The organism is Thauera linaloolentis 47Lol = DSM 12138 (genome assembly GCF_000310205.1).
Taxonomy (GTDB): domain Bacteria; phylum Pseudomonadota; class Gammaproteobacteria; order Burkholderiales; family Rhodocyclaceae; genus Thauera; species Thauera linaloolentis.
Genome location: NZ_AMXE01000001.1, coordinates 112045 through 137866, shown reverse-complemented (window position 1 = coordinate 137866; position 25822 = coordinate 112045). Strand labels below are relative to the sequence as shown.

The following is a 25822-nucleotide window of genomic DNA, read 5'->3' as shown; positions in this document are numbered from 1 at the left end:
CGGCGGCTATCCGCCGCTTTCCGCATGCAGGCGCTCGCGCAGTGCTTCGGCCCGGCGCGCCACGGCCCGGGCATCGGCATCCCGCCGCTGGCTGCGGTACAGCGCCAGCAGGTTCTCCAGTACCGGCAGCAGGCCGGGGCTGTCCGCCCCGTGTGCCTGCTCATGCAATGCCAGCGCACGCAGGTACTGGGTTTCGGCTTCGGCGAAGCGGCGCCGGCGGTAATGCAGCCCGGCCAGGTTGTTGAGCGCCTGCGCTTCGTCCAGCCGCGCTGCGGCCGTGCCGTCGTACAGGGCTTCGGCCTGGCCGTAGCGGGCCTGGGCCTCGTTCGCTGCCGCCTGGCTCAGCAGTACCCGCGCCACTTCCAGGCTGGCCGCGCCGTGCTGCCGTTCCAGCAGGGCGCGTGCGCGCGCGAACAGCGCCGCTGCCGCGTCGAATTCCCCCTGGTTCGCGTGCCACAGCGCCAGTTCGTTCAGGTGCACCGCCAGTTCGGGCGCCGGCGGGTCCAGCGCCTCGCGGAGCGCCAGTGCCCGCCGGTGCAGGGGCAGGGCGCGCTCGTGCAGGCCCTGCGTGCCGTACAGCGCCGCCAGGTGGCGAGGGCCTGGGCAAGCTCCGCCGGGGCGTCCTGTGTTTCATGCAATGCCAGCGCCTGTTCGAGCAGGCGCGCGGCCTCGTCGCGGCGCCCCTGCGCCCGGAGATTCAGCGCCAGTTGCGTCTGCGCCCGTGCGCGTGCCAGCGGGCCGCCCGCCTCGCCATCCTCACCGGACGTTTGCCGGCGGGCGTAGGCTTCGGCCTGTGCCGTCTGGCCGAGCGCGGCATGTATCCGTTCCAGCGCTTGCAGCAGCCGGGTCTGTCCGGCCTGGTCGCGCTGCGCGTCCGGCTGGCCGTCCAGAATCGCCAGGCCGCGCGCGTAGTGCCCGGCCGCCGCCTCCAGCCTTCCCTCGGCTTCGAGCAGGCTGCCCAGGTTATGGGCCAGCGAAGCGGTGTTCGGATGCGCGCCCAGGGCCTGCTCGCTCACCGCCAGCGCGCGCTCCAGCAAGAGGCGGGCCTCGTCCGGGGCGCCTTGCGCGCCGCGGACGAGGGCCAGCAGGTTGAGGCTGTTCGCGAGGTGCGGCAGCGCCGCGGCGTTGCCGGCCTCGGCCAGCGCCAGGGCGGCGCGGGCCTGGGTTTCGGCCTGTGCGTACTCGCCGGCCTGGTAGTGGCGCAGCGCGGCCTGCTGCAGTTCGTCCCAACTGGCGGCATGCACCGGGTGCAGCCAGGCCAGCGCGCACAGCAGGGCGATGCGGATGGAGGCTTTCGTCATCGTTCCTCCGGTTCCGGCCGCAGCCAAAGCCAGAGCAGCACGGCGGCCATGCAGGCGAGGCCGATGGCGAGGCTGGGCCGGTGCGAGATCCCGAGCGGCATCGCCAGCGCGGCCAGACCCATGGTACAGGTGGCCGCCCACTTGGCCTTGCGCGGCAGCCGCCCCCGCTGCCAGTGTTCCAGCAGCGGCCCGAACAGCCGGTGGCCGGCGATCCAGGCATGCAGCTGCGGCGAACTGCGCGCCGCCGCCCAGGCCGCCAGCAGCACGAACTCGGTGGTCGGCAGGCCAGGGATCACCAGGCCCGCCGCGCCCACGGCGAGGCTCGTCACCGCCAGTGCCAGCAGCAGCCAGCGCTTCAGTCCGCGCGCGGGCTGGGCGATCATCCGCGGCCCTGCCGCCATCCGCCCACGGCCAGCGCCAGCCAGCCGAAGATCAGGAAGAAGCCGCCGGCGGGCACCGCGTTGGTCAGCGCGCCTTCGTGGATGCCGAGAAAGATGCGCAGCACGTAGATGCCCCCGGAAAAGCCGAGGATGCCCAGTGTGAACAGGACCCCCGCCGCGTGTGCCCACGGGTTCGGCCCCTGGCGCAGCCACAGCCCGATGCCGAACAGCGCCACGGTATGCAGCAGCAGGTGCAGGTTGGCCGCCTGGGCACGTGCCTGGCCGAGCGCCAATTGGTCGGCGGGCAGGAAATGCGGCAGGCCGTGGCTGCTCCACGCCGCCACGCCGACCCCCAGCGCGCCGAGCAGGCCTGCGAGGGTGATCCAGCCGTTGCATCCTTTGTTCATCGTTTCTTCCTTTCAGGTGGTCAAGGGGCAGAAGTCTTCCACATAGGGTCTTCCACATAGGCGAAAACTTGTCTGAATGCCGCCTCGGCGCCGGCATCGGCCCGTGCCTCGCCGGCCGCGTCCAGCGGCACCGCGTCGAGCTGGGCGGCGAAGGGGTTCAAGCCCATGATGCGCCGGTCGAGCACGTCGTGGGTTTCCTTGGTCCGGGCCTTGAAGCGTTTGGCGCGGGATTCGGGGATTTCGGTGACGGGTGTGTTCATCGGTCGGTCCTGTGCAAGAAGAGCCCGGCGTGCCACGCGACGCGACGGGCTGGCGGAAGCCGGGTTCAGAATTTCAACGTGGCCGTGAGGCGTGCCGTACGGCCGGGGGACGGCAGATTGATCATGTTCGTTCCCGCCTCCACGTAGAAGGTGTCGCGCAGGTTTTCCACGCTTAAACCGACGTCCAGGTACTTGTTGACCCTGTAGTTGCCGAACAGGTCGTAGATGGTGTATTCCTGCCAGTGGTACCGGTTTATCCGGTCGGTGCCCATCAGCGGATCGGATGTCTTGTTGACGTTGACACCGACGACCAGCGACTTGTTGAGCAGACGGACGCCGGCGGTCAGATACTGGCTTGTCCGCGGCAGCGCCATGGGATCGAGGCCGCTTCTGCCCACGCCGTTGATGCACTCCATGGGCATGGAAAGCTGGTTGAGCATGCGATAGCAGGCCTCGGCCTTGCTGTAGTGGGTCAGCGCGTACTCGGCGAACATCCAGCCGGCGTCGTAATTCAGGGAAAGCTCTTCGCCGCGGGCGTGGAACCGGGGGATGTTGTCGAAGAAGACCAGGAAGGCGCCGTTGCCGTAGATGTAGTTGTCGTACTTGCTGTCGAACCAGCCGAGCTTGACGCCCAGTTTGTCGCCGTCGCGCAGTACATTGGCGAACGCCAGGTTCATGCCCAGATCGATGCTCTTCGAGCGCTCCGGCTCCAGTCCTTCGGCCGAATTGTCGACACTGCTCAACAGGTTTTCGCGCATGCTTGGGGCACGCCAACCTTCGCTGTAGCGGGCGTAGAACTGCATGCCCTGCATGGGTTCTACGGTCAGGCCGTAATTGAAGCTGACTTCGCTTTCTTCGTCATCGGTGACGGGGGAGGTATAACCCGCGGGGCGCTCATCGGTACGGCTCCTTGCCATCTTGAAATGATCGTAACGCCCGCCGCCGTTGAGCGTCAGCCATCCATTGACCGGCAGGGTGAGGTTGCCGAAGAAGGCATATTGGGTGGTCTTGCCTGCCGGCTCCCCGCGGATGTCGTTTTGCTGCACGACTGAGGCGGAATTCCTTCGCGACGAAGCGACCGCGGTTTTCTCCTGCGTCCACTGACCGCCGTAGTTGAGGCTGAGCGGAAACCAGGGCAGATCGAGCCGACTGGTATTGTGCATGCGCAGGCCCAGGGTCTCGACGTCGTTGTCCTGGTAGTTCGGGCCGCGGAGCTCCTCCGTTTCGACATACCAGAGCTCGGTTCTCAGATCCCACCAGGGGCTGTCCGGCTGCCAGGCGTGGCTGAGGTTGTAGCGCTTCTGACTGGTTTCGCTGGGCGGCGGAAAGCAATCTTCAATGTTGCCGACGACGAGGCAGTACTCGGTATCCCTCACTTCTCCAAAAGTGCTCCGGTAGTGGTTGTAGCCTGCTTCCAGGGTCTGGTCCGCGGGTAGGTGGAGCTTGCCTTTCAGCAGGTACGTGGATGTATCCTGATGGCTCAGGACCTCCTCGCCGGGCTGCTTGGCTGCAATGTCGCGTTCCTGGGGGGCGCCGGCTCTTACATAGGTGGCGGTTCCGCGCTTGCCCGATGCGTAATTGCCGGAAAGCCGCTTGCTCAGCCCGGCGACGAGTTCCAGCTTGTCGAACGGACGCCATGCGCCGATGATGCTGCCGGCGTAGTTCTTGTCCGCGTAGCTGCCGGAACCATGTTCGCGCCGATCGTCATAAACCCGGCCATTTCGCGGGTCTGTCCAGGTCGTGCCGTTGCTGCATGCTTCGCCGCGTGCGCCAAACGATGTTGCGCAATAGCGGGTGCGTTCGAGATCGTCGCTGGTGTTGTCGCCGTGCATGCCCTTGATCTGGATGGCCCACTGCTTGTCGGGATCGGTGATCAGATCGTCCGCCGCCAGCGTGTGCATCCGGACGGCGCCGCCGATGGCGCCGCCACCGTAGGCGCTGTTGACGGGGCCCTTCTCCACATCGAAGCCGGCAAGGAAGTCGGGATCGACGAAGCTGTGGTCGCGGTTGCCGCCGTAGCCCTTGTAGGCGGAGGACACGGCCTCGGTGCCGTCCACCAGCACCTTCACGCGCCCCATGCCCTGCATGCCGCGGATATTCGGTTCGATGCTCACGCCGTTGCGGACGTTGCCGGCCAGCACGCCGGGCACGCCTTTGAAGATGTCGCCAGTGGAGGCCTGCGGCACGCGGTCCAGTTTTTCGCGGGCGACGCTGAATACCGCGCGTGGCGTGGTGTACACGCTTTCCTGCTGGGCGGTCACGGTAACCGCGCTCAGCGTCGCCGGCGGGACATCGGGTAGCCGCTGCACGATGTACTTTCCGCCGCCCTGGCCGATGGCGGTATAGCCACTGCCTTGCAGCAGGATGGCGAAGCCGTCCTCGGGAGTATGGCTGCCGCTCAGCCCCGGGGAGGCCATCCCTTGCAGGTGGGAGGCGTCGAAGGACAGGGCAATGCCGGTTTCGGCGGCGAACTGGCCGAGCACCTGCGCCAGCGGGCCAGCCGGAATGCGGTACTGGCGGGCCTGGAGCGGCGCGCCGTCGGCGGCCGAGGCGGCCTGCCCGGTCAGCGTGCCGCCGGCGAGAAGCAGCAGCGCGCTGCACAGGGCGGCGGCCAGCGGCCTGGGGGCACGGCGCGCGTGCGGCAGGCGGGGCGAGCGGGAAGGGCGCTTGTTATGGATGTGGGACATGCGTGCTCCTGGGTAGGGGTGATGCGGTGAGTACCCAGGAGCCGAACGAGCTGCGGGAAAAGTGCAATGGCGATGCGGTTTTTTTCGTCCGCGGGGCGGGCCGTGCCTTCAGCGCAGCGGAACGAGGCGTACACGGCTGGCGGAGAGGCGTTCGATGCGGACGGGGAAGGAGGCGGCGAGAACGTCCAGCGCCTTGTCGGTATCGTCGAGCGGGAAGGCGCCGGACACCTGGATGCCGGCGACGGCGGGGTCGTATTCGAGGAGGCCGGAGCGGTAGCGGGCCAGTTCGGGCAGCAGTTCGCTCAGCGGCATGTCGACCACCACCAGGCTGCCGCCCGCCCAGGCGTCGGCCAGCGGCGGTGCCGGCACCGCTACCGCGGGGGCGGACGGCGTCAGGACGAGCTGCTGGCCTTGCCGCAGGTCGGTTGCGGCGCCGTCCGCGGTGGCGACGCGCACGGCCTTTTCCAGCACGACGATGCGGGTTTCGCTGTCTTCCACGCGCACGCTGAAGCGCGTGCCCAGTGCCTGTATGGCAGCGAGCGGGGTCTGGACGAAGAAGGGGCGGGGCGGGACGACGTAGTCGGGCGCGGTCTGTACCAGTATCCGGCCCTGGCGCAGGCGCAGCAGGCGCTGCCCGCCCGAAAAGTCCACATCCACCGCGCTGAGGGTGTCCAGCACCAGGGTGCTGCCGTCGGCGAGCATGATCTGGCGGCGCTGGCCCGCGGCGGTGGCATGGTCGGCGCGCCAGCGCCACGGCAGCTGCCGATGGACGAGCAGCCCCAGCGGAACGGCGACGGCCAGCGTCAGCAGGCTCTTGAGCAGATGGCGCCGGCCGCGCTCGGCGTTTCGCAGCGAGGGGGCGGCAATGGGGGCGGGAACGCCGTGGAACTGCGCCTGCACGGCTTGCACGTGCTGCCAGGCCAGGCGGTTGCAGTCGGATTGCCGCAGCCAGGCTTCCCAGCCGGCGCGTGCGGCCTGGTCGCCCTGTCCGGCGTGGAGGCGCGCGTACCAGTGCGCGGCCGCGCGGACGGCTTCGCGCAGTTCCGGGCTGGCGGAGACGGGGCCGTTCATGGCAGCGGCAGGCCGTGCTCGATGCGGAACAGGCAGCAATGCTCCATGGCGCGCGCCATGCGGTAGTTGACGGTGCGCAGCGAGATGCCGAGACGCTTGGCGATCTGCTGGTAGCTGAGGCCGTCGAACTGGGCGAGGATCAGGACGTCCTTCACGCCCTTGCCCAGACCGTCGAGCATGGTGTCGAGCTGGACGAGCAGGTCCAGCATCTGCGCGCGTTCTTCCTCGGACGGCAGGCTGTCTTCCGCCAGATGCGCGACGGCCGCCAGGTATTCGCGCTCGAGATCGCGACGGCGGAAGAGATCGATGGTGAGGCCGCGCGCGATGGTCAGCAGATAGCTGCGCGGAGCGTCGAGACGGTCGGGCTGGAGGGCCGAGCCGATGACGCGGACGAATGTGTCCTGGGCGAGATCCTCGGCGTCCTGCGGGCAGCCCAGGCGGCTGCGCAGCCAGCCTTGCAGCCAGGCCTGATGGCCGGCGTAGAACGCGGCCATCTTTTCCCGCAGGGCGAATTCTTGACTCGGCACGGTTTCCATCCAGTTTCGTCAGGCGGCGGGGCGAACGGCCGGTTCGTGCCGCGGGGAAGGCATGATGCTGATTAGTTAATGAGTATCATTATCAAATATTCGATGTCAAGCCGGTTTGCCCGCTTGCTGCCGAAGCGCCGCGAGGCGGCTGCGGTACTGTTCGGGGGAGATGCCGGTCCAGCCGACGAAGGCGCGGTAGAAGGCTGACGGGTCGGCGTAGCCGAGATCGGCTGCCAGCGCGCCGACCGGCTGGGCGGTCTTGGTGAGGAGGGCGATGGCGATGTCGCGGCGCGTGGCTTCCTTGATCAGCCGGAAGCTGGAGCCCTCGTCTTCCAGGCGGCGGTGCAGCGTCCGCGTCGACAGGTGGAGCTGGCGCGCGACGTCTTCGATCGACAGATTGTCCGGCAGCGCGGCGCGCAGCAGGTCGCGGACGCGCACCACCATTTCGCGGTCGCGCCGGTAGAGCATCGAGATCCGCCCCGGCGCGCCTTCCAGGAAGTGGCCGAGCGCCGCGTCGTCGCGCCGGACCGGCAGATCGAGCAGGTTGTCGTGGAAGCGCGCGAGCAGCGTGCTGCCTTCGAAGCTCGAATGCTCGGTATAGACGAGGGCGTAGTCGTCGGCATGGGCCGGCCGGGCGTAGGGAAAGCGCACCGCGTCGAGCGCGATGCCGCGATTGACGAACCAGCAGGCGACGCTGTGGATGAGGCGCAGTAGCCATTCGAAGGCGAACACGCGGGCGGGGTCGTCGCGGCCGCCGAAGGACGCGTGCGTCTCGGCGATCTCGATCTCGGCATGCGTGCCCCGGCGCCTGACCGCCACCCGCAGTTCGGCCAGCACCAGGCGCAGGAAGCGGCAGGCGCGCGACAGCGCTTCTTCCAGCGTGGTGGTGCCGAGCATGCCGCGGCAGAGGAATTCGAAACTGCCCGGCGGCATCGGCCGCGAGAACAGGCCGAAGGCTTCGTCGTCCAGCTCGGCGATGATCAGGTTGTACAGGGTGGCGTAGCGGTCGACCGGAATGCGGTTGGCGGCATCTGCAAGGCTGATGCCGGTGGCGGCGAGCAGCGGGGCAGGGTCGTGCCCGTGGCGCAGCATGCCTGACAGCATGCCATTGACGAAGCCCATGGCCACCGTGGCTTGATGCCTTCTCGCCTGGGGCAGCGTGCGCGGGACGGGGAGCGGGGGCAAAGGCATGGCGGCGCGGGCTCTGGCATGTTTCGCAAGCATGCGAAAGATTGTTCGCAAAGATGCGAAAGATTGGCGGATTTTGCATGATCGTCGTCGGCAAGCGCAATGGCAAAGCCGCCGGCCGCCTTCTACCATGCAGTTCATAAAGGCAGCACCGCCATCGAAGACACATCGCCATCAATTCGCCGGGGGGAGACCGACATGACCGACCTGAGCATCGCCAAGCAGCTTTTGCCCTACAAGCCCAAGAACAAGGTGCGTTTCGTCACCGCCGCGGCCCTGTTCGACGGCCATGACGCATCGATCAACATTATGCGCCGCATCCTGCAGTCGACCGGCTCCGAGGTGATCCACCTCGGCCACAACCGCTCGGTGGGCGAGATCGTCAAGGCCGCGCTGCAGGAAGACGTGCAGGGCATCGCCATCACCAGCTACCAGGGCGGCCACGTCGAGTTCTTCAAGTACATGATCGACCTGCTCAAGGCCAATGGTGGCGAGAACATCAAGGTGTTCGGCGGCGGCGGCGGCGTGATCGTGCCGGCCGAGATCAAGGAGCTGCACGGCTACGGCGTGACCCACATCTTCTCGCCCGAGGACGGGGCGACGATGGGCCTGCAGGGGATGATCAACAGCGTGGTCGAGCGCTGTGACGTCGATATCACCCAGGCCGCGCCGCAAAAGGCGGCCGATGTGCTGAAGGCGCTGGCCAAGGGCGACCGCCGCGCGCTGGCGAAGATCATCACCGCGCTCGAGAACGGCGGCTACGGCGACGACGTGAAGAAGGCGCTGATCGAGGCCGCGGCCAAGACCAAGGTGCCGACGCTGGGCATCACCGGCACCGGCGGCGCGGGCAAGTCCTCGCTGACCGACGAACTGGTGCGCCGCTTCCGCCTCGACCAGGCGGACCGCCTCAAGCTCGCCATCGTCTCCATCGATCCCTCGCGCAAGCGCACCGGCGGCGCGCTGCTGGGCGACCGCATCCGCATGAACGCGATCGAGCACGACAACATCTACATGCGCTCGCTCGCCACGCGCGACACCGGCTCTGAGGTCTCCGCCGCGCTGCCGGAAGTCATCGCCGCGTGCAAGCTGGCCGGCTTCGACCTCGTCATCGTCGAGACCTCGGGCATCGGCCAGGGCAACGCCGCGATCGTGCCCTTCGTCGATCTGTCACTGTACGTGATGACCCCCGAGTTCGGCGCCGCCAGCCAGCTCGAGAAGATCGACATGCTCGACTTCGCCGATTTCGTCGCCATCAACAAGTTCGACCGCAAGGGTGCGCAGGACGCGCTGCGCGACGTGCGCAAGCAGTACCAGCGCAACCGCGAGCTGTTCGCCACGCCCACCGAGGACATGCCGGTGTTCGGCACCATGGCGGCGCGCTTCAACGACGACGGCGTCACCGCGCTGTACCAGGCGGTGCTGCCGGCGCTGGTCGGCAAGGGCCTGAAGGTGGCCAAGGGCACGCTGCCGGCGGTGGCGGTGAAAGCCTCGTCCGAAGGCCGCGCCATCGTGCCGGCCGATCGCATCCGCTACCTGGCCGAGATCGCCGACACGGTGCGCGGCTATCACAAGCACGTCTCCAGCCAGGCGCGCGTGGCGCGTGAGCGCCAGTCGCTGCGGATCGCCAAGGGCTTGTTCGAGCAATGCGGCAAGGACGCTGCCGCGTTCGGCGAACTGATCGACTGGAAGGACGGCGAACTCACGCCGATGGCGAAGAAGCTGCTGGAACAGTGGCCGACCGAGAAGGCGCTGTACGCCGCCGACGAATACGTGGTGAAGATCCGCGACAAGGAAATCCGCACCCAGCTCACCCACACTTCGCTGTCGGGCAGCAAGATCCGCAAGGTGGCGCTGCCGAGCTTCGAGGACGACGGCGAGACGCTCAAGTTCCTGATGAAGGAGAACGTGCCCGGCTCCTTCCCCTACACCGCCGGGGTGTTCGCCTTCAAGCGCGAGGGCGAGGACCCGACCCGCATGTTCGCCGGTGAGGGCGACGCCTTCCGCACCAACCGCCGCTTCAAGAAGGTGTCCGAGGGCATGCCGGCGCACCGCCTGTCCACCGCCTTCGACTCGGTGACGCTGTACGGCTGCGACCCCGACCTGCGCCCCGACATTTACGGCAAGATCGGCAACTCCGGCGTCAGCATCGCCACGCTGGACGACATGAAGGTGCTGTACGACGGCTTCGACCTGTGCGCGCCGACGACCTCGGTGTCGATGACCATCAACGGTCCGGCGCCGATCATCCTGGCCTTCTTCTTCAATACCGCGCTCGACCAGCAGATCGCCAAGTTCAGGGCCGACAACGGCCGCGAGCCGACCGAGGACGAATACGCCAAGATCCGCGCCTGGACGCTGTCGACCGTGCGCGGCACGGTGCAGGCCGACATCCTGAAGGAAGACCAGGGCCAGAACACCTGCATCTTCAGCACCGAGTTCGCGCTGAAGATGATGGGCGACATCCAGGAGTTCTTCGTCCACAACAAGGTGCAGAACTTCTACTCGGTGTCGATCTCCGGCTACCACATCGCCGAGGCCGGCGCGAACCCGATCAGCCAGCTCGCGTTCACGCTGTCGAACGGCTTCACCTACGTCGAGAGCTACCTGGCGCGCGGCATGCACATCGACGACTTCGCGCCCAACCTCAGCTTCTTCTTCAGCAACGGCATGGACCCGGAGTATTCCGTGATCGGCCGCGTTGCCCGCCGCATCTGGGCGGTGGCGATGAAGAACAAGTACGGCGCCAACGAGCGCAGCCAGAAGCTGAAATACCACGTGCAGACCTCGGGCCGCTCGCTGCACGCGCAGGAGATGGACTTCAACGACATCCGCACCACGCTGCAGGCGCTGATCGCCATCTACGACAACTGCAACAGCCTGCATACCAACGCCTACGACGAGGCGATCACCACGCCCACGGAAGAGAGCGTGCGCCGCGCGATGGCGATCCAGCTCATCATCAACCGCGAATGGGGCCTGGCCAAGAACGAGAACCCGAACCAGGGTGCCTTCATCATCGACGAGCTCACCGATCTCGTCGAAGAGGCGGTGCTGAAGGAGTTCGAGGCCATTGCCAGCCGCGGCGGCGTGCTCGGCGCCATGGAAACCGGCTACCAGCGCGGCAAGATCCAGGAAGAGTCGCTGTACTACGAGCACAAGAAGCACGACGGCTCCTACCCGATCATCGGCGTCAACACCTTCCTCAACCCCAAGGGCCATGCCCAGCAGGAGATCGAGCTGGCGCGCTCCACCGAGGAAGAAAAGCAAGGGCAGCTCAAGCGCCTGGCCGATTTCCACGCCCGCAACGAGGCCGAGGCGCCCAAGTGGCAGATCAGGCTGCAGCAGGCCGTCATCGACAACGGCAACGTGTTCGCGGTGCTGGTCGATGCGGTGCGCTACTGCTCGCTGGGCCAGATCACCGAGGCCTTGTACAAGGTCGGCGGCCAGTATCGCCGCAGCATGTAATCCAGCGGCACGTTTTTCCCACTCCCCCTCTCCCATTGGGACACGGCGCTTCGGCGCCGTTTTTTTTGCATTGCGCCACCGCCCCGTCCTACTCTGCAGGCATACTCATTCAAGAAATGCCGTTTGCGTCCGTTGAAGAACGGGCCCCTGCAAACAACCTTCCTGCGGAAGAAAAAAATGAGAATCAACCAACCCGTGACATCGGTGGAGACGCCGGTTCCCGATGGCGAGTTCATCTATAGCAGAACGGACAAGGAGGGGAGGATCGTCGCGGCCAATGATCTGTTCGTCGCCCTGTCCGGCTTCGAGCGGGAGGAACTGATCGGCCAGCCGCACAACATCGTCCGCCACCCCGACATGCCGCCCGAAGCCTACGCGGACGTGTGGCGTGCGCTGGGGGCGGGCCGGCCCTGGAGCGGCTACGTCAAGAACCGCCGCAAGGATGGCGGCTACTACTGGGTGCATGCGTTCGCCTCGCCGGTGCGCGAGAACGGCCAGGTGGTCGGCCACGAATCGGTACGGCGCCACGCCGACCGCGCCACCATCGACACGGTCGCCGCGGCCTACCGCCGGGTGCGGGCGCACCCTGGTCGCTTCGATGTCCGCGACGGGCGCGTGGTCCGCACCGGCGTGCTGGGGCGCTTGTCGGACTGGTCACTGGCGGCGCGTTTCGGCTTCGGGCTGGGGGTCGCGGCGGTGGGCGCGATGGTGCTGGCCGCGGCGGCGCAGGGCCGTTGGGCCGTGTCCGAAGCCTGGCTCTGGGGCGTGCTGGCGGTGGTGCTGGCGGCCATGGGCTGGCTGCAGTTCGGCGTGCTGCGCGGCATGCTGGCCGATCTGTCGCGCCTGCGCGAGACGATGTCCGCCACCCAGCGGGATGGCGACCTGCGCCGTGTCGCCCGCATCAGGGGCAGTGGCGAAGTCCGTGCAATCGGGGATGCCTTCAACGCGATGATGGCCAACCTGCAGGCGGTCATGATCAACGTCCGCGAGGCGGCCGCTCAGATCGTGATGGAGTCCGACACCCTGAAGCAGTCGAGCGGCCAGGTGTCGGGCGGGGTCGCCGGGATGAGCGATTCGGCCTCCACCACCGCCGCGGCCGTCGAGCAGGTGACGGTGGCGGTCGGCGAGGTCGCGGAGCACGCGGTCGCTTCCGCCGAAGCCGCGCACGAAACGCAGCGCGTGGCGGCCGAAGGCATGGCGCAGGCGGGGCTGGCGGCGAGCGAGGTCGGGCATCTGGCGCAGGCCGTGAGCGAGACGGCCGCGAGCATGCACAGGCTGCGCGCGGCATCGGATGAAATCGGCAAGATCGCCATCGTGATCAAGGAGATCGCCGATCAGACCAACCTGCTGGCGCTCAATGCCGCCATCGAGGCGGCGCGGGCCGGCGAGCAGGGGCGCGGCTTCGCGGTGGTGGCGGACGAGGTGCGCAAGCTTGCCGAGCGCACGACTTCGGCGACGATCGAGATCGGCGTGATCATCGGTTCGCTGCACAGCGAGACCCTGACCGCGGTCGGCAATGCTGAGTCCGGCAGCGCGCGCGTGCAGTTCAGCGTGGAACTGATCGGGCAGACCCAGGCGGCGCTGACGGCGATCCGCGCGTCTGCCGAGAACAGCCTCGATCTGATCGGCGGCATCGAGCTGGCCACGCGCGAGCAGTCCGCCGCCGTGACCGCGATCGCCACCAGCGTCGAGGACATCGCGCGCCGTGCCGAGCATTCCGCCATCGCCGTGAGCGGGATTGCCGATGCCTCGCATGGCCTGGCCGACGTGTCGTGTGCGCTCGACGCCGCGCTGGCGCGGATGCGGGTCTGAGGCCGGCGAGGCGGTTAAACTTGCGGCCATGATGAACCTGACCACCCCCGCACTGCTGTTCCCGGCGATTTCGCTGTTGCTGCTCGCCTATACCAATCGCTTTCTCACGCTGGCGCAGATCATCCGCCAGTTGAACGCGTCCACCGACCGGGGGGCGGCGCTGGTGCAGCGGCAGTTGCCGGGGCTCAAGCGCCGCATCCTGCTGACCAAGTACATGCAAGGCTTCGGCGTGCTCAGCTTCCTGCTGTGCGCGCTGTCGATGTTCGCGCTCTTCCTGCAGGCCGAGCTGCCGGGCAAGCTGCTGTTCGGCGCCAGCATCCTGACGCTGGCGCTGTCCCTGGTGCTGTCGCTGGTCGAAGTGCTGCTGTCGACCGAGGCCTTGTCGCTGGTGGTCAAGGACCTGGAGTCGGCGCGGATCAGCGGTTCGTGAGCTTGAGTTCGATGCGGCGGTTGCGGGCATAGGCCTCGTCGCTCGCGCGTGCATCCAGCGGGTGGAACTCGCCGTAGCCGGTGGCGGCCAGGCGCTGCGGCGCGATGCCCTGGCTGCGCAGGAACTTGACGATGGCCAGCGCGCGCGCGGTGGATAGCTCCCAGTTGGACGGGAAGCGCGCGGTGGCGATGGGCCGGCGGTCGGTATGGCCGTCGACCTGCAGCACCCAGGGCAGGTCGGCCGGAATCTCGGCGGCCAGGGCCTTCAGCGTTTCGGCAAGGCGGGTGAGCTGGATCATGCCTTCGGCGCTGACCTCGTCGGACGCGGTCGGGAACAGCACCTCGCTCGAGAACACGAAGCGGTCGCCGACGATCTGGATGTCCTTGCGCTCGCCCAGCACCGCGCGCAGGCGACCGAAGAATTCCGAGCGGTAGCGGGCCAGCTCCTGCACGCGGGCGGCCAGCGCCAGGTTCAGCTCGCGCCCCAGTTCCTCGATCTTGAGATCCTTGTCGCGCGCGGCGGTCTCGGCGGCCGCCAGTGCGGCGTTGAGCTGTTCGAGCTGGGTGCGCACCGCGGCCAACTGGCGGTTGAGCAGTTCGACCTGGGCGATGGCCTGCTCGGACATCGCGGTTTGCTCCTTGAGGCCGCGTTCGCTGGTGTCGAGGGCGCTGGCGAGGCGCGCGGCCTCGGCTTCGAGCTCGGCCTTCAGGCGTTCGAGCGCGGCGATGTCGGCGCCCAGCCGGGCGGCTTCCTCGCGCTGCGCGCGCGCTTCGTCCTGCGCGGCGTGCAGTTCGCTGCGGGCGCTGAGCAGTTCGGTGGACAGCGCGTCGCGCTCTCGCTCGGCGCCCGTCAGCGAGGCGCTGAGCTCGCCGACGCGGGTATCGGCCTGTTCGCGCGCCGACCGTTCCAGGCTCAGCGTCTGTGCCAGCGCGGCCAGCTCGGCGTTGAGGCTCGCCAGCGCGCGGTCGCGTCCACTGACCGCGTCGGCGAGTACGAACTGGCCGATGACGAAGATCAGGATGACGAATACCAGCACCATCAGCAGCGAGGCCAGGGCGTCGACGAAGCCGGGCCAGAAGTCCAGCGCGCGGCGGTGGGTCAGGCGGGCCATGGCTCAGTCCGCCTTCTGCCCGCCGAGCGCTGCGGCGATGGTGCGCGACAGCAGGCGCAGCTCGGCGCGCAGATCTTCGGAGAACTGCGCGTTCTGAGCCGGCTGCTGGGCGATCTGGCGGATCAGGCCGCGCAGGTCTTCCTGCGACGAGGACAGTGCCGACAGATCGCGCGATTCGCGGCCGATGAGTTCGGTCAGGCGGCCGATCTGGGTGTTGAGCTCGGCGAGGTGGTCGGCGGTGCTGCGGCGCTCGCGTTCGGATTCGGCGGCCGAGCGCTGCATGCGGTCCATGCCCTCGGCGGTCTGTTCCAGCAGGGCCTGCACGTAGGCCGGCACGCTCGCCTCGCCTTCGATACCGGCGGCCGACGGCAGGCGGGTGATGTGCGACAGCCATTCTTCCAGCTCGTTGTAGAAGCGGTTCTGCGCATGCCCGGACTGCAGGTCGAGAAAGCCGACGATGAGCGAGCCCGAGAGCCCGAACAGCGAGGTCGAGAAGCTGGTCGCCATGCCGCCGAGCGGCTCGTCGAGGTGGGACTTGAGTTCCTCGAACATCGCCACCGGGTCGGTGCCGACGCTCAGGTTGCCGATGATCTCGCTGATCGAGCGGATGGTAATGAGCAGGCCCCAGAAGGTGCCGAGCAGGCCGAGGAAGATCAGCAGGCCGATGAGGTAGCGCGACAGGTCGCGCTGTTCCTCCAACCGGATCTGCACGCCGTCGAGCAGGCTGCGCATCGAGGCCGGCGACAGATGGGTCTCGCCGCGCCTGCGGCTCGACAGCAGCCGCGCCATCGGCGCCAGCAAGGCGGGCCGCAGCGAATCCGGGGCGGCGTCCGGGTGGCGCTGGAAGGCTTCGATCCACAGCACTTCGCGCTGCAGCCGCCAGACCTGGCGCAGGTTGACCGCGATGCCGATCGCCAGCACGAAAATGATCACGCCATTGAAGCCCGGATTGGCGAGGAAGGCGTGCTTGAGCTGGGGTACCAGCACCGCGGCGAGCAGCGCCACCAGCGCCAGGAAGACGCCCATCCAGGTCGTGACGTGGACCGGCTTGGTGAAGACCTTGTGTTCCATGGATGAAACATCCTCATCGCGGGGCGCGGTGCGGGCGCGCCTGTCGTGGGGGAATTTTCCGTGCCGTCGAAGTCTAGCGCGAATCCGGGGCCGGGGACGGCGCGCGCCTGGATCGTGCGCGCGCTCCGCTACCGTTTCTTTGCACCTCCGGGCGATTGCAACAATTCAGTACATTCCGCAAACAGTTGCGCAAACATGCCTTGCGAGACTGCAGCCTGAATCGACACGGGCAGCATGCCGTGCCGTACCCGGACCGCACAACGAGTCGAAAGCGCCGGGCGGGGAGACAGGCAGTACGACACCGAAGGAGACAGGGGCATGTCCGACAATCATCGGCGGGATGCGGGGCAGGCGGGCGGGTTGGATGCAAGCGGGCTGGATACCTTTCCGCGCTACCTGATGCACCACGCCAGGCAAAGGCCGCAGCGGCCCGCCATGCGCGAGAAGAAATACGGTATCTGGCAGACCTACGACTGGGGTCAGGTCGCCGAGAACGTGCGGGCGATCGCCTGCGGCCTGGCGCAACTGGGCTTCCGGCGCGGCGACCGGCTGGCCGTGGTCGGCGACAACCGGCCGCGGCTGTACTGGTCGGTGATGGCCTGCCAGTGCCTCGGCGGCATTCCGGTGATGATGTACCAGGATGCCGTGGCGCAGGAAATGATCTACGTGCTGCAGGATGCCGAGGTCAAGTTCGCCGTCGTCGAGGACCAGGAGCAGGTCGACAAGATGCTCGAGATCGCGGGCGAGGCGCCACTGCTGCAGCACGTGATCTACGACGATCCGCGCGGCATGCGCCACTACGGCCAGTCCTTGCTGCTGGGGCTGGATGCGCTGCAGGAAACGGGCCGGGCCCATGAGCGCGCCCAGCCGGACTTCCTCGACGGCGAGATCGCCAAGGGCGCGCCCGACGACATCTCGGTGATGCTGTATACCTCGGGGACGACCGGCAAGCCCAAGGGCGTGTGCCAGACGCACGAGGCTTTCATTTCGGCGGCGCGCGGCGCCATCCAGTTCGATGGCCTGACCGAGGGCGAGGACATCCTGTCCTACCTGCCGATGGCCTGGGTGGGCGACCACCTGTTCTCCTTCGCCCAGGCGACGGTGGCCGGCTTCACGATCAACTGCCCGGAGTCTGGCGAGACGGTGATGACCGACCTGCGCGAGATCGGCCCCACCTATTACTTCGCACCGCCGCGGGTGTTCGAGAACCTGCTGACACAGGTCATGATCCGCATGGAGGATGCCGGTGCGCTCAAGCGCGGCATGTTCCACCATTTCATGGACGTCCCCCGCCGCTGCGGCGCCGACATCCTCGATGGCAAGCCGGTGTCCGGCGGCGACCGCTTCCAGTACTGGCTGGGCAAGCTGCTGGTGTACGGCCCGCTCAAGAACGTGCTCGGCATGAGTCGCATCCGCGTGGCCTACACCGCCGGCGCGGCGATCGGTCCGGACCTGTTCCGCTTCTACCGCTCGATCGGCATCAACCTCAAGCAGTTGTACGGCCAGACTGAGACCTGCGCCTACGTCTGCCTGCAGCCCGACGGCCAGATCAAGCTGGATTCGGTGGGCAAGCCCGCGCCCTTCGTCGAGGTCAAGCTCGCCGACAACGGCGAGATCCTGGTCAAGGGGCCGATGCTGCTAAAGGCCTACTACAAGCGCCCCGACGCCACCGCCGAGTCGATCAACGCCGACGGCTATTTCATGACCGGCGACGCGGGCTACTTCGACGAGGACGGCCACCTGAAGATCATCGACCGTGCCAAGGACGTCGGCAAGATGGCCGACGGCTCGATGTTCGCGCCCAACTACATCGAGAACAAGCTCAAGTTCTTCCAGCACATCAAGGAGGCGGTGACCTTCGGCAGCGGCAGGGATTTCGCCACCGCCTTCATCAACATCGACCTCGAGGCCGTGGGCAACTGGGCCGAGAAGAAGGGCATGGCCTATTCCGGCTATACCGATCTCGCTTCGCAGGATGCCGTGTATGCGCTGATCCGCGACTGCGTGGAGAAGGTCAATGCCGACCTCGCCGCCGACCCGAAGATGAGCGGCGCGCAGATCAAGCGTTTCCTGGTGCTGCACAAGGAGTTGGACGCCGACGACGGCGAACTGACCCGCACGCGCAAGGTGCGCCGCAACTTCATCGCCGAGAAGTACGCCGTGCTGGTCGATGCGATGTTCGAGGGCCGCGCGCGCCAGTTCATCGAAACCCAGGTCACCTACGAGGATGGCCGCGTCGGCAAGGTGTCGGCCGACCTGCGCATCGAGGAAGCGAAGACTTTTGCGCCGCAGGCCGGCCAGCGCGCTGCCTGAGGAGACGAGGAATGGACATGAACGATATCAACTCCGCCGCCTCCGCCGCCGCGGGACCGGGCCGCCGCTTCGGCGAGGTGATCCTCGACCTGCAGAACATCTCGCTGCGCTTCGGCGGCGTGAAGGCGCTGACCGACATCAGCTTCAATGTGCGCGAGCACGAGATCCGTTCGATCATCGGCCCCAACGGCGCGGGCAAGAGCTCCATGCTCAACGTCATCAACGGCGTGTACCACCCGCAGGAAGGCAAGATCCTGCACCACGGCCAGGAGCGCAAACGGCTCGAACCCTACATGGCGGCGCGCCAGGGCATCGCCCGCACCTTCCAGAACATCGCGCTGTTCAAGGGCATGAGCGTGCTCGACAACATCATGACCGGGCGCAACCTCAAGATGAAGAGCAACATCCTGCAGATGGCGCTGTACTGGGGTGCGGCGCAGAAGGAGGAGATCGCCCATCGCGAGAAGGTGGAGGAGGTCATCGATTTCCTCGAGATCCAGGACGTGCGCAAGACGCCGGTGGGGCAGCTTCCGTATGGCTTGCAAAAGCGCGTCGAGCTGGGCCGCGCGCTGGCCGCGGAGCCGTCGATGCTGCTGCTCGACGAGCCGATGGCGGGCATGAACGTGGAGGAGAAGCAGGACATGTGCCGCTTCATCCTCGACGTCAATGACCAGTTCGGCACCACCATCGTGCTCATCGAGCACGACATGGGCGTGGTCATGGACATTTCCGACCGCGTCGTGGTGCTCGACTACGGCAAGAAGATCGGCGACGGTGCGCCAGACGAGGTGCGCAACAACGAAGACGTCATCCGTGCCTATCTGGGCACATCGCACTGAGCGGGGACACAGTCATGGGATTTTTTCTTGAAACCTTGTTCGGCGGTTTGATGGCCGGCATGTTGTATTCGCTGATCGCGCTCGGCTTCGTGCTGATCTACAAGGCCTCGGGCGTGTTCAACTTCGCCCAGGGGGCGATGGTGCTATTCGCCGCGCTGGCGATGGCGCGCTTCGCCGAGTGGTTTCCGAAGTGGTTCGGCTTCGAGAGCCTGCTGCTGGCCAACTTGCTCGCCTTCATCGCCGCGATGGCGCTGATGGTGGTGCTGGCGTGGGCGATCGAGCGCCTGTGCCTGTCCAAGCTGGTGAACCAGGAAGGCATCACGCTGTTGATGGCCACGCTGGGCATCGCCTACTTCCTCGACGGCTTCGGCCAGACCCTGTTCGGCAGCGACATCTACAGCATCAACGTCGGCATGCCCAAGGACCCGGCCTTCATCCTCGAAGGCATGTTCGAGGGCGGCGTCATGGTGAGCAAGGAAGACCTCGTCGCCGCGGTCATCGCCGCGCTGCTAGTGGTCGTACTGGCGCTGTTCTTCCAGAAGACCAAGACCGGCCGCGCGCTGCGCGCGGTGGCCGACGACCACCAGGCAGCTCAGTCGATCGGCATTCCGCTCAACAAGATCTGGGTCATCGTGTGGTCGGTGGCGGGCTTCGCCGCGCTGATCGCCGGCATCATCTGGGGCTCCAAGCTGGGCGTGCAATTCACGCTGTCGCTGGTCGCGCTGAAGGCGCTGCCGGTGGTGATCCTGGGCGGGCTGACCTCGGTGCCGGGGGCGATCATCGGCGGGCTGATCATCGGCGTCGGCGAGAAGTTGTCGGAGATCTACATCGGGCCGATGCTCGGCGGCGGCATCGAAATCTGGTTCGCCTACGTGCTCGCGCTGGGCTTCCTGCTGGTACGGCCGCAAGGGCTGTTCGGCGAAAAAATCATCGACCGCGTCTGACGCCGCTACTGATTCAGGGAGACACTCCGCATGCTGTACAGAGAAAACGGCCAGTTCAAGACGAGCTACGCGGCCGACCAACAGATCTTTCCCATCCTGCAGGACCGCTGGGCCATCGGCCTGCTGCTGCTGGCCGCCTTCGTGGCGATGCCGATGCTGGGCTCGGAATACTTTTTCCGCGCCATCCTGATCCCCTTCCTGATCCTGGCGCTGGCGGCGCTGGGGCTCAACATCCTGGTCGGCTACTGCGGCCAGATATCGCTGGGCACCGGCGCCTTCATGGCGGTGGGCGCCTACGCCGCCTACAACTTCATGGTGCGCATCGACGGCATGCCGCTGATCGGGGCGATGCTGCTGGGCGGGCTGTCGGCGACGGTGATCGGCGTGCTGTTCGGGATTCCGTCGCTGCGCATCAAGGGCTTGTACCTGGCGGTGGCGACGCTGGCGGCGCAGTTCTTCACCGACTGGGCTTTCCTGCGCATCGGCTGGTTCACCAACAATTCCACTTCGGGTTCGGTGAGCGTGGGCAACCTGAGCGTGTTCGGCATCGCCCTCGATTCGCCGGTGAGCAAGTACCTGTTCTGCCTGAGCGTGGTGTGCGTGTTCGCGCTGATGGCCAAGAACCTGACGCGCAGCGCCATCGGCCGCCAGTGGATGGCGATCCGCGACATGGACGTGGCGGCGGCGGTGATCGGCATCCGCCCGGTGTATGCCAAGCTGACCGCCTTCGCGGTGAGTTCCTTCATCGTCGGCGTGGCCGGCGTGCTGTGGGCCTTCGTCCATCTCGGTGCGTGGGAGCCGGCGGCGTTCTCCATCGACCGTTCGTTCCAGCTGCTGTTCATGGTCATCATTGGCGGGCTGGGCTCGATCTCCGGCGCGTTCCTGGGCGCCGCCTTCATGGTGCTGCTGCCGGTGGTGCTGGACCAGATGCCACACTGGCTGGGCATTCCCATCTCCACGGCCACCGTCTCGCACCTGGTGCACATGATTTTCGGCGCGCTGATCGTGTTCTTCCTGATCGTCGAGCCGCACGGCCTGGCCAAGCTGTGGAGCGTGGGCAAGCAGAAGATGCGTCTGTGGCCGTTCCCGCACTGATTTCCCGGTGCGGTTCCCGGTCCGGCTCACGGTCCGGGTTCTTGTTGCAGGTTCCGGGTACGCGGTACGTACCACTCACCAAAAACACGAGGAGACACCCATGAAACTCAAGCCCCTGGCACTCGCTGCGACGCTCGTCACCCTGGGCGCGGCATCCTTCGCCACGCCGGCCATGGCTCAGGAACAGTACATTCCGCTGCTGTCCTACCGTACCGGCGCCTATGCGCCCAACGGTATCCCCTGGGCCAACGGCAAACAGGACTACGTCAAGTACATCAATGCCAACGGTGGCATCAACGGCGTCAAGATCGCCTTCGACGAGTGCGAAACGGGCTATGCCACCGACAAGGGGGTGGAATGCTATGAGCGCCTGAAAGGCAAGGGCGCCGCGGTGTTCGACCCGCAGGCCACCGGTATCACCTTCGCGCTGACCGACAAGGCGCCGGTCGACAAGGTGCCGCTGATCACGTTGGGCTATGGCCTGGCGGCCTCGCAGGACGGTGGCGTGTTCAAGTGGAACTTCCCGCTGATGGGCAGCTACTGGACCGCGGCCGACATCCTGATCCAGCATCTGGGCAAGAAGGAAGGCGGGCTGGACAAGCTCAAGGGCAAGAAGATCGCGCTCGTCTACCACGATTCTCCGTTCGGCAAGGAGCCGATTCCGGCGCTGCAGAAACGTGCGCAGATGCATGGCTTTGATCTCAACCTGCTGCCGGTGACTGCACCTGGCGTCGAGCAGAAGGCAACCTGGCTGCAGGTGCGCCGCGACCGCCCGGACTACGTGCTGCTGTGGGGCTGGGGCGTGATGAACTCCACCGCGCTGAAGGAGGCGGTGGCGACCGGCTTCCCGCGCGAGAAGCTGTTCGGCGTGTGGTGGGCTGGCGCCGAGCCGGACGTCAAGGACGTGGGCGCCAACGCCAAGGGCTACAGCGCGCTGGCGTTGAACCCCAACGGCACCGGCTACCCGCTGATGCAGGACATCCTCAAGAAGGTGCATGACGCCGGTCAGGGTTCCGGTCCGCGCGACGAGGTCGGCTCGGTGCTCTACACCCGCGGCATGCTCATTTCCATGCTGAGCGTCGAGGCCATCCGGACCGCGCAGGAGAAGTTCGGCAAGGGCAAGGTCATGACCGGCGAGCAGGTGCGCTGGGGCTTCGAGAACCTGAACATCGATGACAAGCGCCTTGCGGAGCTGGGCCTGAAGGATGTGATCCGCCCGATCAAGACCAGTTGCGAAGACCACATGGGTTCGTCGTGGGCGCGTATCCACCAATGGGATGGCGGCAAGTGGGTGATGGGCGCCGACTGGTACGAGGCCGACAAGAGCGTCCTCGATCCGCTCATCAAGGAGGCCGCCGACCGCTACGCAGCCGAGAAGCAGATCAAGCGCCGCGATGCGGCCGACTGCCAGTCCTGATGAGCCGTGCATGGCCGTATCTTTTGGACATCGTGCCGGAAAGATACGGCAGCACTGCGGGTGAATCATTCCTGGCGCCGCTGCACGGCGGCGCCGATCTGATCGGATGAAGCGATGAACGCACCGAATCTCCTTCTCAATGTGAATGGCATCGAGGTGATCTACAACCACGTCGCGCTGGTGCTCAAGGGCGTCTCGCTGCAGGTGCCCGAGGGCGGCATCGTCGCCATCCTCGGCGGCAACGGCGCGGGCAAGACCACCACGCTGCGGGCGATCTCGAACCTGCTCAAGGGCGAGCGCGGCGAGGTCACCAAGGGCATGATCGAGTACCGCGGCGAGCGCGTCGAAGCGCTGTCGCCGTCCGACCTCGTGCGCCGCGGCGTCGTGCAGGTGATGGAAGGGCGCCACTGCTTCGCCCACCTGACGATCGAGGAGAACCTGCTCGCCGGCGCCTACACGCGCGGCGACAAGGGCGAGATTGCCGCCAACCTCGACAAGGTCTACACCTATTTTCCCCGCCTGAAGACGCGCCGCACCAGCCAGGCGGCCTACACCTCGGGCGGCGAGCAGCAGATGTGCGCGATCGGCCGCGCGCTGATGTCGAACCCGAACATGGTGCTGCTGGACGAGCCCTCGATGGGCCTGGCGCCGCAGATCGTCGAGGAAGTGTTCGAGATCGTGAAGGACCTCAACGCCAAGGAAAAGGTGAGCTTCCTGCTCGCCGAACAGAACACCATGGTCGCCCTGCGCTATGCGGATTTCGGCTACATCGTCGAGAACGGCCGCATCGTCATGGAAGGCGCCGCCCAGGATCTGGCGACCAACGAAGACGTGAAGGAGTTCTACCTCGGCCTGTCGGGCGAGGGGCGCAAGAGCTTCCGCGAAGTCAAGCACTACCGCCGCCGCAAGCGCTGGCTGAGCTGAGAGCGGGGCCGCCGCTGCGCGCGGCGTGAATCTCACAACGCACCGGACAGGGATGCCGACATGAATTTCTACGACGCGCGGGAAAACCGCGACCCCGAAAGCCGCGAGCGCGACCTGATGGCGCGCCTGCCGGCGCAGATCGCCCATGCGCGCGCCAGCACCACGGCCTTCGCCAGGCTGCTGGCGGATGTCGACGCGGATGCGGTGGCGAGCCGCGGCGCGCTCGCCGCCCTGCCGGTCACGCGCAAGTCGGAACTGCTCGAGATGCAGAAGGCGGCGCGGCCCTTCGGCGGTTTTGCCGCCGTGGGTTGGGGGGCGGCCTGCCGGCGCGTGTTCGCCTCGCCCGGGCCGCTGTACGAGCCCGAGGGCGCGCACCCCGACTACTATCGGCTCGCACGCGCGCTGTTCGCCGCCGGCTTCCGGGCCGGCGACCTGGTGCACAACACCTTCTCGTATCACTTCACGCCTGCCGGCTCGATGATGGAAACCGCCGCGCACGCCATCGGCTGCACCGTGTTCCCGGCCGGCATCGGCCAGACCGAGCAGCAACTGGCGGCGATCGCCGATCTGCAGCCCGATGCCTACGTGGGCACGCCGTCCTTCCTGCGCATCCTGCTGGACAAGGCGGACGAATTCGGCGTGAAACCGTCCTTCACCAAGGCCTTCGTGTCCGGTGAAGCCTTCCCGCCCAGCCTGCGCGACGTTTTCGCCGCGCGTGGCATCCAGGCCTTCCAGGCCTATGCTACCGCCGACATCGGCCTTATCGCCTACGAGACCGAGGCGCGCGAAGGGCTGGTGGTCGACGAGGACGTCGTGCTCGAGATCGTCCGTCCGGGCACCGGCGATCCGGTCGCGCCCGGCGAGGTGGGAGAGGTGGTCGTGACCACCTTCAACCCCGATTACCCGCTGGTCCGCTTCGGCACCGGCGACCTGTCGGCGCTGCTGCCCGGCACCTCGCCCTGCGGGCGCACCAATCTGCGCATCAAGGGCTGGATGGGGCGGGCCGACCAGACCACCAAGGTCAAGGGCATGTTCGTGCATCCGGGGCAGATCGCCCAGGTCGTCCGCCGCCATCCCGAGATCACGCGGGCGCGGCTGGTGGTGGACAACCCCGGCCTCAACGACCGCATGACGCTGATGTGCGAGGCCGCAGGCGGCGGCAGCGAGGCGCTGGCGGCGGCGATCGCCGCCAGCCTGCGCGAGCTGACCAAGCTGCGCGGCGAGGTCGCCTTCCTGCCGGGCGGGGCGCTCGCCAACGACGGCAAGGTGATCGACGACGTGCGGACCTACGCGTAAGCTGCGTCCGTTCGGTTTTACCGTGCGGCGCCTGCGGGCGCCGTTCTCGTGTGAGGATGCCCATGGCCGAAACCCCCCGTGATTCCGCACGCGCGCCGCTGGCCGGCGTGCGCGTGCTCGACCTGACACGCTTGCTGCCCGGCCCGCTGGCGACGCAGCATCTGGCCGACTACGGCGCCGACGTCATCAAGATCGAGGACACCGGCGCCGGCGACTACGCGCGCGGCATGGGTGCGATGGGCGGCGACACCAGCTATTTCTACCAGGTGGTCAATCGCAACAAGCGCAGCCTGCGCCTGGACCTCAAGCATCCGGACGGCAAGGCCGTGTTCGAGAAGCTGGTGGCGGGCGCCGACATCCTCGTCGAGGGCTTCCGCCCGGGCGTGATGGACAAGCTCGGCATCGGCTACGCCGCGCTGGCGCGGATCAATCCGCGCCTGGTGTTCTGCAGCATCTCCGGCTACGGCCAGACCGGCCCGTACGCGCAGCGCGCCGGGCACGACATCAACTACATCGGCTATGCCGGGGTGCTCGACCAGATCGGCACTGCGGGCGGCGCGCCGGCGATCTCGAACCTGCAGCTGGGCGATCTGCTCGGCGGCACGATGACAGCCCTGTTCGGCGTGCTGGTGGCCCTGGTCGATGCGCGTGCGAGCGGCAAGGGGCGCCTGGTCGATGTGTCGATGACCGACGGCGTGATGGCCCACGCCATCTTCCCGCTCACCGAGGTACTGGCCAGGGGCCGGGTGCGGCCGCGCGGCGAGGACCTGCTGACCGGGCAGGTGCCGTGCTATGGGGTGTACCGCACGGCGGACGGCCGCTACATGGCGGTCGGCGCGCTGGAAGAGAAATTCTGGAACATGGTGTGCGACACCCTGGCGCGGCCGGACCTGAAGCCTTTCCATCTGGCGACGGGCGAGCCAGGGGAAAAGGGCCGGGCCGAGGTGGCGGCCATCTTCGCCGCCCGGACCCAGGCCGAATGGGTGGCGGTGTTCGACGGTGTCGATTGTTGCGTGACGCCGGTGCTGACGCTGGACGAAAGCCTCGAGAACCCGCAGTTGAAGGCGCGCGGCATGGTGACGGAGGTGGGCGGGGTGCGCCAGTTCGGTCCGCCGGTGCGCCTGTCGGGCATGCCCGTGGCGGAGGTCCGTCCCGCGCCGGTGGCTGCGGGGGCCGACAGCGATGCGGTGCTGGCCGAAGCGGGCCTGGATGTGGCGGAGATCGCCCGCCTGCGCCAGGCGGGCGTCATCTAGCGCGGGTGTTCCATCCATGGCCCCGTTTCGG

22 protein-coding genes are annotated in these 25822 nt (G+C 67.2%); 11 read left to right on the top strand and 11 right to left on the bottom strand.

Annotated elements, in window-relative coordinates; all coding sequences use genetic code 11:
* Window positions 1-6 precede the first annotated feature (6 nt).
* The 9 genes from C666_RS00670 to C666_RS00630 form a co-directional block, all read right to left on the bottom strand.
* On the bottom strand, window positions 7-561 hold the full coding sequence (locus C666_RS00670) for a tetratricopeptide repeat protein (protein WP_350338127.1): 555 nt from the start codon (window positions 559-561) through the stop codon (window positions 7-9).
* On the bottom strand, window positions 471-1301 hold the full coding sequence (locus C666_RS19260) for a tetratricopeptide repeat protein (protein ID WP_004332454.1): 831 nt from the start codon (window positions 1299-1301) through the stop codon (window positions 471-473). The genes C666_RS00670 and C666_RS19260 overlap by 91 nt, the downstream gene beginning before the upstream one ends.
* On the bottom strand, window positions 1298-1684 hold the full coding sequence (locus C666_RS00660) for a YbaN family protein (RefSeq protein ID WP_004332451.1): 387 nt from the start codon (window positions 1682-1684) through the stop codon (window positions 1298-1300). Before C666_RS00660 ends, C666_RS19260 begins: the two co-directional genes overlap by 4 nt.
* Window positions 1681-2088, bottom strand: a complete 408-nt coding sequence (locus C666_RS00655) for a DUF423 domain-containing protein (RefSeq protein ID WP_004332450.1) — start codon at window positions 2086-2088, stop codon at window positions 1681-1683. The genes C666_RS00660 and C666_RS00655 overlap by 4 nt, the downstream gene beginning before the upstream one ends.
* Before the next feature lie 20 nt (window positions 2089-2108).
* Window positions 2109-2348 (bottom strand): hypothetical protein, encoded by a 240-nt coding sequence (locus C666_RS00650; protein WP_004332448.1) that lies wholly within the window; start codon window positions 2346-2348, stop codon window positions 2109-2111.
* Between the two features lie 65 nt (window positions 2349-2413).
* Window positions 2414-5035, bottom strand: coding sequence for a TonB-dependent receptor (locus C666_RS00645; RefSeq protein WP_004332446.1), 2622 nt, complete (start codon window positions 5033-5035; stop codon window positions 2414-2416).
* 108 nt (window positions 5036-5143) lie between these two features.
* A complete protein-coding gene (locus tag C666_RS00640; RefSeq protein WP_004332444.1) occupies window positions 5144-6106 on the bottom strand; it encodes a FecR domain-containing protein in 963 nt (320 codons plus the stop codon).
* The gene (locus C666_RS00635; RefSeq protein WP_004332442.1) at window positions 6103-6642 is read right to left on the bottom strand and encodes a sigma-70 family RNA polymerase sigma factor; all 540 of its coding nucleotides are present in this window, start codon (window positions 6640-6642) and stop codon (window positions 6103-6105) included. The genes C666_RS00640 and C666_RS00635 overlap by 4 nt, the downstream gene beginning before the upstream one ends.
* 96 nt (window positions 6643-6738) lie before the next feature.
* Entirely contained in the window at window positions 6739-7824 is a 1086-nt protein-coding gene (locus C666_RS00630; RefSeq protein WP_028792133.1) for an AraC family transcriptional regulator, read from the bottom strand.
* Between the two features lie 195 nt (window positions 7825-8019).
* On the opposite strand from C666_RS00630, the gene icmF reads away from it, so the two are divergent.
* The 3 genes from icmF (at window position 8020) to C666_RS00615 (ending at window position 13528) form a co-directional block, all read left to right on the top strand.
* A complete protein-coding gene (icmF, locus tag C666_RS00625; protein ID WP_004332438.1) occupies window positions 8020-11286 on the top strand; it encodes a fused isobutyryl-CoA mutase/GTPase IcmF in 3267 nt (1088 codons plus the stop codon).
* Between the two features lie 177 nt (window positions 11287-11463).
* Window positions 11464-13098, top strand: coding sequence for a methyl-accepting chemotaxis protein (locus C666_RS00620; RefSeq protein WP_004332435.1), 1635 nt, complete (start codon window positions 11464-11466; stop codon window positions 13096-13098).
* Between the two features lie 31 nt (window positions 13099-13129).
* Complete coding sequence (locus C666_RS00615; protein ID WP_028792134.1) at window positions 13130-13528, top strand: DUF2721 domain-containing protein; 399 nt, start codon at window positions 13130-13132, stop codon at window positions 13526-13528.
* Here C666_RS00615 and C666_RS00610 read toward each other — a convergent pair.
* Window positions 13515-14639 (bottom strand): peptidoglycan -binding protein, encoded by a 1125-nt coding sequence (locus C666_RS00610; RefSeq protein ID WP_004332432.1) that lies wholly within the window; start codon window positions 14637-14639, stop codon window positions 13515-13517. The two genes, C666_RS00615 and C666_RS00610, sit on opposite strands and share 14 nt — an antisense overlap.
* A 3-nt stretch (window positions 14640-14642) precedes the next feature.
* On the bottom strand, window positions 14643-15710 hold the full coding sequence (locus C666_RS00605) for a hypothetical protein (protein ID WP_004332430.1): 1068 nt from the start codon (window positions 15708-15710) through the stop codon (window positions 14643-14645).
* Between the two features lie 318 nt (window positions 15711-16028).
* On the opposite strand from C666_RS00605, the gene C666_RS00600 reads away from it, so the two are divergent.
* The 8 genes from C666_RS00600 (at window position 16029) to C666_RS00565 (ending at window position 25791) form a co-directional block, all read left to right on the top strand.
* Complete coding sequence (locus tag C666_RS00600; RefSeq protein ID WP_004332428.1) at window positions 16029-18023, top strand: AMP-dependent synthetase/ligase; 1995 nt, start codon at window positions 16029-16031, stop codon at window positions 18021-18023.
* A gap of 11 nt (window positions 18024-18034) precedes the next feature.
* Window positions 18035-18862 (top strand): ABC transporter ATP-binding protein, encoded by an 828-nt coding sequence (locus C666_RS00595; RefSeq protein ID WP_004332426.1) that lies wholly within the window; start codon window positions 18035-18037, stop codon window positions 18860-18862.
* 14 nt (window positions 18863-18876) lie between these two features.
* Window positions 18877-19806, top strand: coding sequence for a branched-chain amino acid ABC transporter permease (locus tag C666_RS00590; protein ID WP_004332424.1), 930 nt, complete (start codon window positions 18877-18879; stop codon window positions 19804-19806).
* A gap of 30 nt (window positions 19807-19836) precedes the next feature.
* Window positions 19837-20901: a branched-chain amino acid ABC transporter permease gene (locus C666_RS00585; RefSeq protein ID WP_004332422.1), complete on the top strand. Its 1065-nt coding sequence runs from the start codon at window positions 19837-19839 to the stop codon at window positions 20899-20901.
* Window positions 20902-21001: 100 nt separating this feature from the next.
* On the top strand, window positions 21002-22318 hold the full coding sequence (locus C666_RS00580; RefSeq protein WP_004332420.1) for an ABC transporter substrate-binding protein: 1317 nt from the start codon (window positions 21002-21004) through the stop codon (window positions 22316-22318).
* A 114-nt stretch (window positions 22319-22432) separates the two neighbouring features.
* Window positions 22433-23242, top strand: a complete 810-nt coding sequence (locus C666_RS00575; RefSeq protein WP_004332418.1) for an ABC transporter ATP-binding protein — start codon at window positions 22433-22435, stop codon at window positions 23240-23242.
* A gap of 60 nt (window positions 23243-23302) precedes the next feature.
* A complete protein-coding gene (locus C666_RS00570; RefSeq protein ID WP_004332416.1) occupies window positions 23303-24538 on the top strand; it encodes a phenylacetate--CoA ligase family protein in 1236 nt (411 codons plus the stop codon).
* A 62-nt stretch (window positions 24539-24600) separates the two neighbouring features.
* Window positions 24601-25791: a CaiB/BaiF CoA transferase family protein gene (locus C666_RS00565; protein WP_004332414.1), complete on the top strand. Its 1191-nt coding sequence runs from the start codon at window positions 24601-24603 to the stop codon at window positions 25789-25791.
* Window positions 25792-25822: the final 31 nt, after the last annotated feature.

Bases quoted from the DNA above. Each gene is read 5' to 3' on its own strand.
- C666_RS00655 (WP_004332450.1), bottom strand. From the start codon at position 2,088: ATGAACAAAGGATGCAACGGCTGGATCACCCTCGCAGGCCTGCTCGGC.
- C666_RS00620 (WP_004332435.1), top strand. From the start codon at position 11,464: ATGAGAATCAACCAACCCGTGACATCGGTGGAGACGCCGGTTCCCGAT.
- C666_RS00575 (WP_004332418.1), top strand. From the start codon at position 22,433: ATGAACGCACCGAATCTCCTTCTCAATGTGAATGGCATCGAGGTGATC.
- C666_RS00565 (WP_004332414.1), top strand. From the start codon at position 24,601: ATGGCCGAAACCCCCCGTGATTCCGCACGCGCGCCGCTGGCCGGCGTG.
- C666_RS00630 (WP_028792133.1), bottom strand. From the start codon at position 7,824: ATGCCTTTGCCCCCGCTCCCCGTCCCGCGCACGCTGCCCCAGGCGAGA.
- C666_RS00585 (WP_004332422.1), top strand. From the start codon at position 19,837: ATGCTGTACAGAGAAAACGGCCAGTTCAAGACGAGCTACGCGGCCGAC.
- C666_RS00600 (WP_004332428.1), top strand. From the start codon at position 16,029: ATGTCCGACAATCATCGGCGGGATGCGGGGCAGGCGGGCGGGTTGGAT.
- C666_RS00650 (WP_004332448.1), bottom strand. From the start codon at position 2,348: ATGAACACACCCGTCACCGAAATCCCCGAATCCCGCGCCAAACGCTTC.
- C666_RS19260 (WP_004332454.1), bottom strand. From the start codon at position 1,301: ATGACGAAAGCCTCCATCCGCATCGCCCTGCTGTGCGCGCTGGCCTGG.
- C666_RS00605 (WP_004332430.1), bottom strand. From the start codon at position 15,710: ATGGAACACAAGGTCTTCACCAAGCCGGTCCACGTCACGACCTGGATG.
- C666_RS00645 (WP_004332446.1), bottom strand. From the start codon at position 5,035: ATGTCCCACATCCATAACAAGCGCCCTTCCCGCTCGCCCCGCCTGCCG.
- C666_RS00615 (WP_028792134.1), top strand. From the start codon at position 13,130: ATGAACCTGACCACCCCCGCACTGCTGTTCCCGGCGATTTCGCTGTTG.
- C666_RS00580 (WP_004332420.1), top strand. From the start codon at position 21,002: ATGAAACTCAAGCCCCTGGCACTCGCTGCGACGCTCGTCACCCTGGGC.
- C666_RS00610 (WP_004332432.1), bottom strand. From the start codon at position 14,639: ATGGCCCGCCTGACCCACCGCCGCGCGCTGGACTTCTGGCCCGGCTTC.
- C666_RS00570 (WP_004332416.1), top strand. From the start codon at position 23,303: ATGAATTTCTACGACGCGCGGGAAAACCGCGACCCCGAAAGCCGCGAG.
- C666_RS00635 (WP_004332442.1), bottom strand. From the start codon at position 6,642: ATGGAAACCGTGCCGAGTCAAGAATTCGCCCTGCGGGAAAAGATGGCC.
- C666_RS00590 (WP_004332424.1), top strand. From the start codon at position 18,877: ATGGGATTTTTTCTTGAAACCTTGTTCGGCGGTTTGATGGCCGGCATG.
- icmF (WP_004332438.1), top strand. From the start codon at position 8,020: ATGACCGACCTGAGCATCGCCAAGCAGCTTTTGCCCTACAAGCCCAAG.
- C666_RS00595 (WP_004332426.1), top strand. From the start codon at position 18,035: ATGGACATGAACGATATCAACTCCGCCGCCTCCGCCGCCGCGGGACCG.
- C666_RS00640 (WP_004332444.1), bottom strand. From the start codon at position 6,106: ATGAACGGCCCCGTCTCCGCCAGCCCGGAACTGCGCGAAGCCGTCCGC.
- C666_RS00660 (WP_004332451.1), bottom strand. From the start codon at position 1,684: ATGATCGCCCAGCCCGCGCGCGGACTGAAGCGCTGGCTGCTGCTGGCA.